6 protein-coding genes and 4 pseudogenes are annotated in these 14,438 nt (G+C 58.9%); 4 read left to right on the plus strand and 6 right to left on the minus strand.

Features of this window, described 5'->3' with window-relative positions; genetic code table 11:
• The 3 genes from EFR00_RS27645 to EFR00_RS27655 all read left to right on the plus strand — a co-directional run.
• Positions 1-170 (plus strand): transposase (locus EFR00_RS27645; protein ID WP_208655982.1); only part of this gene is annotated, 170 nt, incomplete at its 5' end.
• Between the two features lie 605 nt (positions 171-775).
• The gene (locus tag EFR00_RS27650; protein WP_040111827.1) at positions 776-1,663 is read left to right on the plus strand and encodes a hypothetical protein; all 888 of its coding nucleotides are present in this window, start codon (positions 776-778) and stop codon (positions 1,661-1,663) included.
• Between the two features lie 111 nt (positions 1,664-1,774).
• Positions 1,775-3,106, plus strand: coding sequence for an IS1182 family transposase (locus EFR00_RS27655; protein ID WP_077991417.1), 1,332 nt, complete (start codon positions 1,775-1,777; stop codon positions 3,104-3,106).
• Between the two features lie 984 nt (positions 3,107-4,090).
• Here the strand turns inward: EFR00_RS27655 and EFR00_RS27670 are convergent.
• Positions 4,091-4,666 (minus strand): annotated as a pseudogene (locus tag EFR00_RS27670) (nuclear transport factor 2 family protein).
• Positions 4,667-5,441: 775 nt separating this feature from the next.
• On the opposite strand from EFR00_RS27670, the pseudogene EFR00_RS27680 reads away from it, so the two are divergent.
• Positions 5,442-5,999, plus strand: a pseudogene (locus EFR00_RS27680) (radical SAM protein); the annotation flags it as partial.
• 210 nt (positions 6,000-6,209) lie between these two features.
• Here the strand turns inward: EFR00_RS27680 and EFR00_RS27685 are convergent.
• The 5 genes and pseudogenes from EFR00_RS27685 to tssM form a co-directional block, all read right to left on the minus strand.
• Positions 6,210-7,220 carry a LysR family transcriptional regulator gene (locus EFR00_RS27685; RefSeq protein ID WP_040111826.1) on the minus strand — a complete coding sequence of 337 codons (1,011 nt, stop codon included), beginning with the start codon at positions 7,218-7,220 and terminating at the stop codon, positions 6,210-6,212.
• Between the two features lie 193 nt (positions 7,221-7,413).
• Positions 7,414-7,740 (minus strand): annotated as a pseudogene (locus tag EFR00_RS27695) (carbamoyltransferase N-terminal domain-containing protein); the annotation flags it as partial.
• An 826-nt stretch (positions 7,741-8,566) separates the two neighbouring features.
• A pseudogene (locus tag EFR00_RS34095) lies at positions 8,567-8,813 on the minus strand (SIR2 family protein); the annotation flags it as partial.
• Positions 8,814-8,913: 100 nt separating this feature from the next.
• The gene (locus EFR00_RS27705; protein ID WP_064842681.1) at positions 8,914-10,530 is read right to left on the minus strand and encodes a hypothetical protein; all 1,617 of its coding nucleotides are present in this window, start codon (positions 10,528-10,530) and stop codon (positions 8,914-8,916) included.
• 296 nt (positions 10,531-10,826) lie between these two features.
• Positions 10,827-14,432 carry a type VI secretion system membrane subunit TssM gene (gene tssM, locus EFR00_RS27715; protein WP_077991410.1) on the minus strand — a complete coding sequence of 1,202 codons (3,606 nt, stop codon included), beginning with the start codon at positions 14,430-14,432 and terminating at the stop codon, positions 10,827-10,829.
• Positions 14,433-14,438: the final 6 nt, after the last annotated feature.

The raw sequence follows: 14,438 nt of genomic DNA on the forward strand, positions 1-14,438 counted from the left end.
ATCCAATTGAGCGTCTCAACGGCGAAATCAAGCGACGCACCGAGGTCGTCGGCATCTTTCCGAACGACGAAGCCATCGTCCGTCTCGTCGGCGCACTGCTGCTCGAACAGAATGATGAATGGGCCGTCCAGCGTGCCAGGTATCTGACACTTGAGACCATGGCCAAATGAGATGAGCCCCAAATCAGCCTGCCCGCTGTGGCACGCTGATATCCCCTCCGACCCGACCTCGGAAAGCACGGCAATCAGCCGTCAGCTACCCCACTCCCATGGACACGATCGAAAAAACACTGATGCCCACCTACTCCTCAGAACCTTCACCACCTAAGGGGTCTACGTGGCTCCGCTTTTCCAAAGCATTTTAGAATATCGATTTTGCATGATGGCGACCAGTCCGGTTGCACTAGCATATGCGTAATCTGCAATTGGAGACCAACAACGGTGAAAACAGAACAGGCCCGCGGGGCGGTAAAATTTTCCGAGACGCCTCTAACATTCAAGCTAATCTTAGCCCTGCCGCGGCGCAGACACCTCCGACGGACTGTCAGCCGATTCGACGATGGTCTGGCGAAGGGAGCCACGCTTTCGCGGATCCTCGAGGCTTGGGCTGAGGTAAAGGGATCAGGAGCGGCGCATGCAACGCGCACCGCCCGCTTCATCGAGTCTAGCAGTCACGTATCCGCTTTATAGGCCGGACATGTGAGCGCACCGTTCCCATGTGAAGCGACTGAAAAGAATGCGCTTCATCACACCTTTCACTCTCAGGAGAGACCGCCATGGATAACTCAGAACGATCGCTGTGCTACAACATTTCCGAGGAAGATGATCGCACCCGGGCCATGGCGGGGTGGATCGAGAATATGACCGGGGCACAAACGCTTACGGGCATGCCGTCCCGATCAACGCCAGATCCCCATGCTCTTTCGCCTTCGTCGCCAACGCGACCATACTCGCTCTCTTCCGAACCTCCAATTAAGGTGCTCGACAGATCGACATTTGCCAGAAAAGTAAGGGAATTTTACGGTGATGAAATCAAGCACATTTCCGTCAATCCACAAGAGTACTCGCCCTTCGTGTCCTCTAAAGCCCTGCGTACGGCTACCATCGCTCGACTCTACGGCGGCACCGACAATGATACGCCCAGCGCGCGATATTTCAGCTATGATCTGGGAGAACGAAGCGTTGGGCTTTTAAGAACAGAGGATGGATTTAGCATCGAAAACGAGCCGTGGCGGGAACTATTTCCCGGTCGAAAAAGAATCACGTCGATTGTAGACCTTCGCGTTACTCATCCGCTTGTCGAGAACGCAGGCGATATTCTGCTCGAACATCAACTTCAACTCGACGGCGAACAGCCGTTGATCATGTCACGTCCCGCTACGCCGGAGATGGGAACCCGTCTAGAGCAGATGGGTTTCGTTGATGTGGGTGAAAATCGCTGGGTGCTCGACCCTACGCAACATCCCGACAAGTGGACAAAGAATAGCAAGGGTGGATGGCAGCGCGCCGACAAACCTTGGAGTTATCTCTCTAAAACCGTGGAGTATCTTAGCGACGATGAAGCAGGTGTCGAGGAGCATTCGAGTGACGCCAGTGTCGAGACAGATTCATCCGATGATGACCCGTCTTGGTACTTCGAACACCTCAATTTGAACCGCGGCTAAAAGCTTGCCTCATCGTGAGGACTTTTTGCGCCGCCGGCTGAGAGCCTGTGAATGTTTGGTGGCGGAGGCGATTGGATTGTGATTCTGTTGGGTCGTTGATTTGCTTGGAGGATGATGGTGGGCGACGACCTGTTCGAAGGATTGCCGGTGCATGGAGCGCGGCGAAGTGCTCAGGTGGGGCGCGGGGCGGCGCGCATGCGTGAGCCGGTGCGCGATCAGGTCGAGTTGCGTGCCGTCGATATCGACAGCTTGATCGGCCAGGATCACGCGGTGCGGGTCATTTGGAGCTATGTCGAGGGGCTGGATCTGAGCACGCTCGAAGATCGGATCAAAGCGCGTGAGCACCGGCCAGGCCATCCACCGATTTCGCCACGGCTTTTGCTGGCGCTGTGGCTCTATGCCAGCAGCGACGGCGTCGGCAGCGCGCGGGCGCTGGAACGGCAGTGCGGGAGCCACGACGTCTATCGCTGGCTGTGCGGCGGTGTCTCGATGAACTACCACACGCTTTCGGACTTTCGGGTTGGTTGCGCCGATCTGCTCGACCGGCTGCTTGCCGAGCATCTGGCGGCGCTTGCCGATGCCGGCCTCGTCACTCTCGATTGTCTGGCGCAGGATGGCGTGCGGGTCCGGGCAAGCGCGGGGGCCGCCTCGTTCGGCCGCAAGGCGACGCTTGATCGGCATCTTTCCATTGCCGAGGCGGTTGTGGATCAGCTCAAGCACGAGGTCGATGCGCGTTCGGATGCCAGCACTCGGCGCATCGAGGCGGCCAGGGAGCGGGCGGCGCGCGAGCGCGGCGAGCGGCTCAGAGCAGCCCAGGTCGCTCTTGACGAGATCGAGCGCCATCGCCAGGCGCGCGAAGAAAAGCGCGGCAATCGCAAAAAGCCGAAGGAGCCGCGCGCCTCCAGCACGGATGCACAGGCGCGGGTGATGAAGATGGCCGACGGCGGCTTCCGCCCGGGTTATAATGTGCAGGTTGCGAGCACGGCCGGTGAGCAGTTCGTGGTCGGGCTCGAGGTGACCAATGCCGGCTCCGATCACGGCCTCATGCGGCCGATGCTGGAGCGGTTGCGCGCGCTAAGCGGCCATCTGCCGCGGCGCTATCTCGCCGATGGCGGCTTTGGCAGCGCTGAAGATATCGAGTGGGCGCACGGCGAAGGGGTTGAGGTCTTTTGTCCGCCCACTCAGTCCAAGCACGGAACCGATCCCTTCTTGCCGCGGCGCGGCGACGGTCCGGGTGTGTCGGCCTGGCGAGCCCGCATGGCAAGCGAGACCGGCAAGGCTCAGTACAAACCCCGCTCGATCTGCGAATGCATCCATGCCCGCTGGCGCAACTGGAATCTGCGACAATTGACGGTGCGCGGCATCGAAAAGGTCCAGGCCGTCGTGCTCTGCTACGCACTCACCAACAATATCTTGCAAGGCCATCGGCTCGCCAACGGCTAAGCCAAGGCCATCACCCAGCGCCCATACGCGACCATCCGAACGCAGCGCGCAATCGTCTGACGCTCGACTGCATCGGCCAGCCAAGACCGGCCAAAACCGCACCATCTCAAAAGCTTCACAAGCTCTGAGTTGATACGCCCTTGTATTACGGGAGGACGCAGGCGAAGATTAGAGACTGCAATAATTGCTGCGACTCTCTGCGACGGCCCGCCTCATGCTGCACTCCGATCCTGCCGCGATGCAGATTGGCGGGGCTGGCTTCTGGGTGGTCCGCAACGATATCGCCGTTTGGGGTATCTTCTGATAATGGCCGTCGGGTTCGAAAACCTTCTGGTTGAGCCCGTAAAAGATCACCCAGGTACTCCCCAGGCGCCTCATGAATAACGACACCGAAGCGCTTGAACTCGAATCGCTCGTATCCGGACCCGTCGCCAAGCCCAAGGCGACCGTCCGACACGATGTCGATGAATGATCAACGTGCGAGCTGACCGGAAACCGCACGGTCCGGTCGACATCATCGGGACGCGCCCATGGGCCCCATCGGCACGCGTCGGCGAATAGCGGCGAGATCCGTCTCGTCGGCGCGTTCCAGTTCTCGACCATCGGCGTGCGCACATAGCCGAGCTCTTATGGCCGTCAGGCCCACTCGACGCGACGCCAACTCGCATGCCAAACTTTTCGTGATCAAGATCAGGCCCCTTCCAGGCAGCGTAGCCGTTGCGTCTGGGATCGCCCAGCAACCCGCCCAGCGAGGCCACATTGAAGATCACAGGGCCGCGCGGCAACGCCGCACCGCACCGTTCCGCTTCCAGGAAGATCCACGGCAACGACAATGTCGCCGTTTGTCGCAAAGGCATCGACCAGAGCGCGGCCAATCCCGCCTGCAGCGCGTGTAATGACGGCGGGTGTCTGCTTGCTTCATGGATTAGCTTCTCCTGCTCCGGCGTATGCGATCTAACGCTAAAGGAGCCAGATGACAGCAAGTTAGCACCACGTCCCGGAAAAGAAGAGTTCGGCACCAGCTGAACGCGCCGCTATTCCGCCTCGGCTTTCATGCTCTTTGCCGCTTCCGAGCGTATAGACCGGGTCGTTAGAATGCGATGTTCCGATCGGCTGCCTGAAACCGAACCGCTCAATCTCTGGCGACGCCGCCTGCTGTGTCTGCTCCTCGAGCCAATCATAGACCACTGTGCGGTCGGCAATTCTCCACTCCCCTTCCCTTTTCTGAAAATGGTCGCAATATCGACCACATAGGAGAAACCTGGCAAGTATGATCCGGCCGCAGTCCGGCCCTCGTTGGAGCGCAGTGAAGTAGCTCTCGACAGCTGCTTCAGTCGGGCTGATAAACTCAATCAGAACGTTGGTGATCTGGTGGATGTTACGCGGTTCGGTCTTGAAGACACCAAGCGTGAACTCAATGAATCCCTCGGCGGAGCCCGGATACGCTCCGTGAACGTCCTGCGCATCAGGCCAGAAGGAGCTGCGCAGCCCCGCCTCGTCCGCCCGTCTATCCCGCGGCAATACCGATAGGACAGTCGCGGATCGTTCGCGATCATGCAATTCGACCCATTTTCGTGGTCCATGGCCCGTCGCAAGTCTGGTCTTGAGTTGAAAATGGCGTTCTATGCATCTGCGAACGGACATTCGCGCCGTCGGCGCTTGACTTGGTCTCGCAATGCCACTTCCCAGGGAACGTCTGTGAACTCAAACAGCGTGCGTAGGACAGCAACTCCCGCGCAATCAAGGACCATTGGTGCGTTGGATTTTGTCTGCAAGAACAGCCAGGGCCTCTCTGCGCTTGTGTGGAAGGTAGGTAACGGTCCATTCGGCGACAATGCGATCGACGAGTTCGCCAGAAAGAGACCAATGTCGACTGGATCCCCGTTTGCGGCCGCCGGGGCTGCCGGTGCCTGTCTCGGCGAAGTCTCCTCCAAAGCCTGTGATCCGAACGATCCTGCCTGGCTCCCAATCGGGCTCGTCTGACCGAGCGGGAGCGGCTGATCGACGCGAGGGAGAAATCTGGGGCCAGGCGGCTCGCCTCTCGGCGTCACCCCACGTTCGGCTGGTTATGCCATCCGCGGGCATCAAATCGGGGTGAAAGAAAGTTCTAAGCCTGGTGTGGTCGAGCGGCCCGACCTGCCTCCTCAACTCAAGCACTCGAGGCGAGCCACCATTTTACCGGTGTAGGTCTATTGTCGAATGCCTGACAGCCCTATGTCGGGTCGCAAATGGAGGAACCGGACAAAAAACGCTAACCAATTGAAAACCTAAGCAATTTTCATTGGCATGGCCCTTGCTTCTTGAACCGCCAAGTTAAGCAGCAACGGAGCCTTTAATGCCCCCACCAATGATTTCGCTCAAGAACCTGACCAGCACGACAACTATGAACCAACTGCTGGCCACAGCGAAGTCCACTGCTTGCGCCGCGTCATTGTGCGGTTCGTCCGCAAAGCCGCACCACGTCGAGCCGGCTGTCTGGGAGAAAATCACGGACCTTTCCTGCTATTTAGAACAAGCGCACTACTATTTCGCGCGCATGCACGTCGTAGCCGCACCAGCTTGCAATATCCAGTGCAACTACTGCAATCGTAAATACTGCGCCAACGAAAGCCGGCCGACGCCTGACCAGGCGCTGCGAAAGGTCGTTGCGGTCGCCAATGAAGTCCCTCAGCTTTCCGTGCTCTTTATCGCCGGACCAAGCGATGCCTGTTATGACCGGAAGAAGACAAAGGCGACATTTGCACGCGGAGCCACAGAGGTCCCCGATATCAAGCTGTGTCTTTCAACCAACGGTCCGGCAGTGCCAGACCGTGTCGGCGAGCCTGCTGACATAAATGTTGATCACTTGACGATCACCATCAAAATGGTCGATCCGAGAGCCGGCGCGAAGATATCCGCGCCACTGCAGGGCCGAGCCGCAGCTCAGCAGAAGCCCGGATACAAGCAGACCCCGCGAGCACATAGGCATCCAAGTCTCGATATTCGTCCAACATGCCTGGCACTCTCGGGCGCAGCAGCGCTGAGCCCTTGGTCATCTCCCCGCGCAAAATCCCCGTTTGCTCTCTTTGATGCTTCGGGAGCATCCCGATCACCGCTTCTTGTGTCAGTCTGCTCCCGTCTCCAACGCTGCGGCGACCTCCTTGCGCAGCCATTTATGCTGCGGGTCGTGATGGCACCGCTCGTGCCAGATGAGCATGACCTTGTACGGTGCCGGCTCGAGGGGTGGATCAACAACCCTAAGCGGCAGCATCGCGGAAACTTGGGTCGCAACGCGGCGCGGGACGAGCAATACCAAATCCGTCCCCGAAGCCACCACCGCTGCCGTGAGAACGCTGGAAAAAAGTATGGGACTACGATCCTCTCGCAAGTTGGGCAAGTGGTCGTAGATCGGGCCGAAATGGTCGGGGGAGTCCGTACTGATGGCAGCGTGACGCAAGGTCGCGAAGTTGTCGATCGTCCATTCCTGCGCCAGCGCGGGATGGTCGTGGCGCAACAAACACGCGAAGCGGTCTGTATAGAGACTGCGCCGAAAATAGCCAGGCAGTTGCACGTCAATATGCCCAACGGCCAAATCAATATCACCTTGCTCAAGCCCCCGCACGGCACGATCAAACGGCAAACAGGCGAGTGTGTCGAGATGAGGGGCACGCTCGCGTAACCACGGCAGGAGGCGCGGTAGTACAGCCAAAGCTTGATGATCGGGGATCGCCAGCGTTGCCCCCCTCCCCCATTCTTTTGAGATTACGCTGCGGCTTGTCACCATCTCTCGGATCGTACGCAGTGCCGACGGCAGCCTTTGAGCCAAATGTTCGCCTTGCGGCGTTGGGATCAAACCCGTTGAAGACCGCACCAGGAGATCATCATTGAACAAGCCGCGCAGCCTTCCCAGTGCCCGGCTCATCGCCGGTTGACTCCGCCCGATGTGCTGGCCCGCGTGCGTCACGTTCCGGTATTCGAGCAGAGCCTCGAGCGCCACCAGGAGGTTGAGGTCTATTGATGCTAGGTTTATCTGGTGTCCAGTGAGGCGCTCTCCTCTCCAATCTTGCAACATCTTTCGCCTATAAGCGAGTTGATCCGTCACCTCTTTTTCTACATTGCGTTTCATGAAGTTCATTCCTCAACAATCAATTCCGGGTCCAACGTTTTTCGAGTTCATCTCGGCGGTGGAGCGCGGGTGACAACCTCCATGGCATTGTGCCATCACGCGTCCAATGGGCGGCCAGATCTGTGTGACGATGGCGATCACATGGAACATCGGGGTGTCCCACAGGAATATAGAGCCCGTGTCGACCTCCCCGAGCCCGTTGCAACAGCCTCGCATCCGATACTGGGGTGCTTGGGTGAGAGAGGCGCACGCGCTCGAGCACAGCGTTGCAATAGGCCTCGGTTGCATAATACGCGATGCGGTCGATGTCGCTGAGCTGAACACCTGCAGATGCGAGGCAATATTGAATCGAACGAATTGGTAGCGTGTTGGAGTGCTTGATCCGGTTAAGGCGCTCCTCCTCGACTGCCGCTATCATTCGGCCGTCGCGAACGCGAACCGCAGCCCCATTGTGCATAAAGCTGTTCGGTAGATCGAACGAATTTTCGTAGACTCTGCTTAGACGCCCACTCAGCCCTAGACACAGCATGTTGCTCTCCAGTCCGTTTCGAAAGGTAGGTCGCTCTGGCCCGACCGCCGGCTTTCGTAAGTTCAAAGCTTGTGTTTGACGTGTCAGATAGAGCTCACAGGCGAAGCCGATACTAATAGCGACCGGCTCGGCGACATTGCCGACAATCGATGCTGCGCAACCTTCTTGATGCTATAGTTGCGACGCCGCACGGAAACCCTGACCGAAGCATTTGCAGCAGAACTGCACGTAACCTATCCACATTACTCAGTCCTTCATATTTCGGCCCGACAGCCGCAAGAAAATCACGAGGTTTGGTGTTCCTGCAAAAGACGCAGATCATGTCCTTGCGGCTGCGAGCGCGCCTGCTCTGGCTTCTAGTCATTGTGAGGGATGCACTCACAGATTTAGTCGACCAGGCAACAGTGCTTCTTGTGAGAGCCCATTAGCACTGAAACGGCAGAAGCAACGGCCAAGATTTGGCCGATCACGTCCAACGTGATAACAATCGAGGCCAGGCAACTGACAGAGTGCTCCAACTCGTTTTCCAGCACAGTCTCTACCGAACCTGAGGACCCATTTTTAGAACTCCACACAATCGTTCTGCACAGCGCTCTTCAGCGTTTTTTCTAAGGGCAATTGTTTTGACCAGTAAAATTGTTTGTTTGGATGGAATGCGTGCAAAAAAGGGATGGGTGGATTCATAGCAAGGCGAGCGGCACTTTCAAACAGCGGCCGTGATGATCAACGTTTACGGCAAATCCGCCTCCGACGTCGGTGCCGACGACCGACCTCCGAAATCCTCGTGTATCGTCGTACCCGCAACACTCCTTCTCTACTCTGGTTTTCAGCCGATAAGCCTAGCCGCAGCTTCGCCAGTCGGCACGTCGATAAGCGTGATCGGGCTTGCTGCAAGGAAACGGCGTTGGTTGTTGGTCGGCGCTGCCGCATCCAGCACCGCAAAACGTGGTGCGTTGGATCGCGTCATGATCTGTCGGGCGTAGGCGCGCAGCATCTGGTCGTTGAAGCGGCAGCCGATGAAGAAGAGCCGAAGAGCCTCTGTTGGTGCGCCGCTCCTTCACCGCTTCGCTGACCCACCTGAGCGGCGGAACTCCTTCCGTCGCTGATGAGGCCGTTGATGGCCTGCTCGCCCGGCCTTCCGGTGGGTCGGCCGGCATCGAGAACAGGCGATTATTACGCGGCGGGCGCGGCGCGCGAGGTTTCGATGCGCTTCAGTCCATCGGTGATGGCCGCGAGCCCTTCCCGCAGCGTCTGCCCTATAGTGCCCGGACCGATGTCGATTGGAGGATTGTCAAGCATGGCTACAATGTCGCTGCCGTTGAGATAATCGAGCTTCTTCTGGACTGTGGTTCGGACACGCTCGGTCGCGCTCGACAGTGCCTCACCGTTGCGTTCGGTGATGGCGGAGAGCTGATCTGAAAGCTCTCCTCCGAACTGCAGGAAGATGTCGTCGACATACCTCCACGTTCCGCCGCGGGCTTCCACATCGACCATCTGGTTGATCTTGCTCTTTACCTCATCCCGCAGCGTCAAGGCAGTGTCGAGATGAGCCTGCCATATAGCTATGATACTTTCGACCGAGTTCTCGATGGATTTGGTCCGTTCGGGCTGGTCTGCGATGCCAAGAAGGACCAGAAGTTGATCATCGTTACCGGGCCGCGGGACCACCGCTGCGATCAGACGCTCCACAACCGCGCGCCTACGGGCTGCATCGCCTAGTTCCTTCGGCCATTGCGACGACACTATCTTCGCAATCCTCTCAGAATTCGCGTTCTCTAGCGGATAAGAAAGTTGTCGCTCCTGAGCCTTTGCCTTGATCAGACGGAACAAGGACTCTACTACCTCGTCTTGATCGAGAGCGCCCGTTGGAACTCTGTTCAGATCGATCCCATTCACCACGACCTCTTCGCGGCGGTCGCCGTTTGTCTCGCCCTGCCCCGCCCCATCGGGCATGTCATCCACATATTGAAGATTTCGCAGATTCTCAGGATAGGCCAGCATCAACAGAAGTCGGCCGGCGAAGTTGTGCAGCGTTGCCTCCTGCTCTTCCGGAGGCGTCGCAGCCAGCACACGTTGCAGCCAATCCGCGATCTTCGTGGTCAGATGGGACAACTCTGCGGTCTGTCCCGCGCCAATTTGCGCGCTGAGACTTACTGCGTGATTGGAAATGGTCGCGGCCGCGGCGGCAATGCCCTCCTTCACTTCCGGGAGAAGCTGCTCCAGGAGCTCAGCCCCGCCTTCACGCTTGCTTCTCTCTTCAGTTTCTTCAACACTCCCTGCAGAGTTCCCTTCCGCGCTATCGAGCGCCGTCATCGGCCGATTGAATTCTTCAGAGTCGTCGGGCGGAAGAAATTGGGAGTTCTCCTCGGCGTTCATCTCAAACTGCTGAATGTCTTCTTCAGTTAAGATTCCTGCTTCCTGCATGTCAGGCAACCTCATGCGGAAGTTCACGAAATACTTCTTCATCACCTTTTGGACCTGCGGGAACCCGGCCTTTCCACCATCAGCCAACTTGACGAGGATAACGCCGTTTTCGTTCATCCTGCCCGTGCCTCTCCGCAGAAGCGAAAAGTTCTCCTTACTACTATCCTCATCATCTTCAAAAGGCATGTTTTTCAAAGTTTGTGCCAATCCATTGAGCTTTTTCTTACTCACCAGGACAGCAGGCTTCCGCAGATCGCCAACCGTGCCAACCGCAAAGCAGAACTCCAAATCCGCTCTGTTCTTCGTCTGGTCGATCAACTGCAGAAATTTCTTCGCTCTTGTCCTATTGTGCTTCATTCCGGCCATTATATCTCTCCAGTTTCCTGTTCTAGATCAGTGTACGTCGGTTGATAGGGTGGGACAGGATCTGATCACCCAACTTCCCGAAGATCTGCCTGATGGAGGTGACCGCGCTCTCCAGCGGTCGAGTCGAGCGGGAAAGCGGCGCGCCGAGATCAAGCGACGATCGCCGCCAGTCGCAGCCGTGACCGCCTCCGATCCGGCCGGCAACCGACATGCCGACCTCTCCCGCCGCAGACCTGCGTGGGCGTCTCGTGACCCCATAGGGCTTTCCCAGCGCCAGTCGGATGCTATCCCGGCGTTCATAAGAAATCTGGACATCGGAATTCTGACAGCAGATTGCGTGACAACGGGCTCATCACGCTGTCAGGCTGGAGGTTAAAAACCGCCCAATGGCGACCGGACACCAGTCGTACCTGAATAAGGTCCCCTCCTCCCAATGGCTGCTTATCCGCCTCATTTAAGAGGCGAAACAGCGCCCAATGGCCGCTCTTGGAGAGGGTGGCGCCTTGAAAACCGATGAAAGCGACGGAAGCGCCGCCGACGCCGCCGGCCGTAGGCCAATGGAAATGCATGGCCGCGGCGGCCGTTCCTCGTCGATGTTCGAGGCGCTGGCCGTCGATGTCTACCACCACCTGGTCTGTCAACGGATCGGTCTCGGCGACGGTGAGCAGGAATCCAACTGACACCTGGCCGGCATCATCGAACATGGTGTCGCGGATCGTGGCTGCCCGTTGGAACTGGGCCAAGGTATTGCGGCCGATAGGGAAATCGACACCGCTCGTTGGCCGAAACTGCCACGAACCTTTGGATTTGTCGACGAATGGGGAAAGGTTCTCGGCGAAGAAAGTGTCGATCTCCGCCTTGCGGCCGAACAGTCGGGCGAAATCGCTCAAAGGGATATCCCGGCGGGATCCGCTCGCGAAGGGATACCGTCCTTCGGTAGCCCGTCGGCACAAATCGCCGGGGCCGCCCGCCCAACCGCTCGCCAACCCGCGCCTCATGCCGCTGACGGTTAGGTCCGAGCTGTGGCGGCTGAGGCCGAGGATCCATTGCCGGATGGGTTCGGGCAGATCGGCCGCCCCCGCCTCGATCTGTTGGATGGCGACGCCCGCCTGCCCGTTGTGTTCCAAGATGTTCGAACCCGCCAGCCCCTGCGCCTGGCTGAGGGAGCGATACAGTTCGCCGAGATCCCGGAGAGCACTGTCGATCGGCGCCTGCGCGCCCGCTTGGCTGTTCGACGGCACTTCGACCAGCTGGTGCAGCCACCGGAAATGATCGCCCATATAGAGCTGGACGTGAGCTTCAGGCGTGTCCGCGGCCGGTTGAGACCGGAAGAGTGCCTCGAGCTCGCTTGGCAACACCTCGCCCTGGGGGACACTGTCACCTTTAGTCAAGCCGTCCTCGGGAGCCGGTGGTTGCTTGAGCTTTAGCTCCTGCGCCGCCGCGAAAAGGAACAGGCGCATTGGTGACGTCGGCGCGGACAGCGTGTTCAAGGTGCGCAGCGCGTCATCGATACCCCCAGACGGGCGGATGGACATATCGCCAATGAGCTGGTCCCAGTGCAACGCGAACTCCTGAGCGTAGAGATCCGCCGCCGAACGCCGCAGCTTCTGGCTCACATCACCGGCTGCAATCGGCGCGACTACCTGTGAGTCGAGAACCCAGCCTTCTGCAGCGACAGCGTCAGCCACTTGCGGCAGCAATCGCAGGAAGGTTCCGTAAAACCCCGCCCTCGTGTAGATGCCAGGAACCCCCTCGCTGAGCGGCTGTCCCGATTTGCGAGCCAAGACGCCCTGCGCCAGCGGCCCGGCATGGTCGGCCAGACGCCAGGTTGGCGCCCGCGAGGCTTCGGGACTGGTCGCGATGATGTCGAGGACGCGGCGCGCCATCGAGACGGTCTGGAGCTTCGCGCGGCTCCTCTCGATCAGTTCGCCATTAAGCTCACTATGGGGCAGCGGCCCTTCCATGAGTGCATCCAGGTGATCAGCGAGCGCGCTGCGCAGGCCGGCATCGGCTTCGGCCGGAAACATCACTCGCCAGTCGGCAGCCATCCAGTTTTTGACGACCGCGCGCTGGAGCGGACCCTGCTGACCCAGCATCAGGTAAACCTTTAACGCCTGGTAGACGAACTGATCATCGTCGTGCCGCTCGACCAATAAGGTTTCCAACCGGAACATCAGCCGCGGCAGCAGGATGGTGTTCACGGCGCGGCGGTACGCCGCGAGCGTCTGAACCTTGATTTTCTTACTCTGGTCGAGACCCGAACTTGATAGGCGGCCGCCCGCGCTGTCGCCGTTGGCATCACGCAGCCGCTGAAGCAGTGGCAGGATGGGTCGAAGATCGCCACTCTCAACCCGGTCGAGCTTCAGCTTTTCGGCCCCTCTAGCATAGCTGCCAGCCATTAGGCGAACGCTCTCGATCAGCTGAACATTCCGAATATAGCTGAACGTCCATAAGACGCTGGCGGTAACAATGACCGCCGCTATCATCGTGTAGGCGCCATACCGGATCCGCCGCTGGCGCCGATCGAAGCGGTGATTGGCATCGACGAGCCCAGCTTCGGCGAAAACGACTTCGCGCAGCAGCCGGCTGATGAAATAATTACGGCCCGGGCCACGAAGCGCTGTACAGGGCGGCTGAGCGATCTCGAAGGTCTGAGATCTGGCGTTCGCAACTCGATCGAAGGGCATGCCAATTTGCGTGCCGCTTAAGAAGTAGACGCCGCGGAGCATAAGCGGTTCCTGGAACGAATTCCCGCCAAAGGCTTCCTTCAAGAACTGTTGCGTCAGGTGCTTGAGGCTAGCGACCTGCTGTGGGAAGCCGAACATGAGCGCGCGACGCTGGAGGTTGCTTTCGTGCTGCATTCGTTCAAGCAGCCTTTCGTTTAGGCGGCCAACAAGCGCATCGTATGCTGCGGCAAACGCCATCGGATCGCCTTCGTCCTCCGACGCCTCTTGCGCATAGGTGAACCCCCACACCGCCTCCCGCCCCTCGCGACCCAGATCGTCGAAGAATTCAACAAATCCCGCCAGCAGATCGCTCTTAGTGAAAAGCACATAAATCGGCAGTTGCAGGCGAAGCTCCCTGTACACTTCGAGGAGCCGCTCACGGATACAGCGCGCGCGATCGGCGAGCACTTCCTCGGATGTAGAATTCAGCTCGCTGATTGCGATCGTGACTAAGACACCGTTCAGCGGCTGCCGTGGCCGGGAGCGTCTGAGCATATGAAGCAAGCCACGCCAAACCGCTTTGTCCCGGTCTGCATCACCCTCCTGTATCGTGTAGCGCCCAGCAGTGTCGACGAACACCGCGTCATCGGTGATCCACCAGTCGCAGTTTTCCGTACCCGCTAACCCACCGGCGGCTCTCAGACCGGACCTCGCCGCCATCGGAAAGCTGAGCCCGGAATTGACTATTGCTGTGGTCTTCCCCGAGTTGGGCGGACCGATCATCACATACCAGGGCCGCTGATAGAGCCACCGCCTGCTGATACCTCCTGCGTAGCGGCGCCCCTTGAGTGTGGTAAGGGTCTCGCGAAAACGATGACGAATCGCCTCCAGCTCTCTTTCAGCAAGCGTGCTGGCTTGCCCCACACTTCGGTCGGAAGGCCTTGGGTCTCCCTTCTTCTGCTCGGCCCCACCCGCGTCCAGCGCTCCCGACACTCGTGATTGGACGAGGTCTTCAAAATAGGCCTGAACCTTGTAAAGCTGGGACTGGATCAAGTAGATCACGGTGTATCCGACCGGAATCAGCATCGATGCCGCGATCTGGCTGCGAAGGCTGTCAAGCGGCGCAAATCCTCCGACCGAGATATGCGGTCCGAGCGTGAAGATTAAGGCACATACGATCGCCGCCCCGCCGACACGGAGCCATTGCCACCTAAGCGCTTTCTTGATTGACTGCATGGCTTG

The sequence above is a fragment of the Rhizobium sophoriradicis genome, assembly GCF_003939025.1.
Classification (GTDB): domain Bacteria; phylum Pseudomonadota; class Alphaproteobacteria; order Rhizobiales; family Rhizobiaceae; genus Rhizobium; species Rhizobium sophoriradicis.

Bases quoted from the DNA above. Each gene is read 5' to 3' on its own strand.
- EFR00_RS27655 (WP_077991417.1), top strand. From the start codon at position 1,775: ATGATGGTGGGCGACGACCTGTTCGAAGGATTGCCGGTGCATGGAGCG.
- EFR00_RS27685 (WP_040111826.1), bottom strand. From the start codon at position 7,220: ATGAACTTCATGAAACGCAATGTAGAAAAAGAGGTGACGGATCAACTC.
- EFR00_RS27705 (WP_064842681.1), bottom strand. From the start codon at position 10,530: ATGGCCGGAATGAAGCACAATAGGACAAGAGCGAAGAAATTTCTGCAG.
- tssM (WP_077991410.1), bottom strand. From the start codon at position 14,432: ATGCAGTCAATCAAGAAAGCGCTTAGGTGGCAATGGCTCCGTGTCGGC.
- EFR00_RS27650 (WP_040111827.1), top strand. From the start codon at position 776: ATGGATAACTCAGAACGATCGCTGTGCTACAACATTTCCGAGGAAGAT.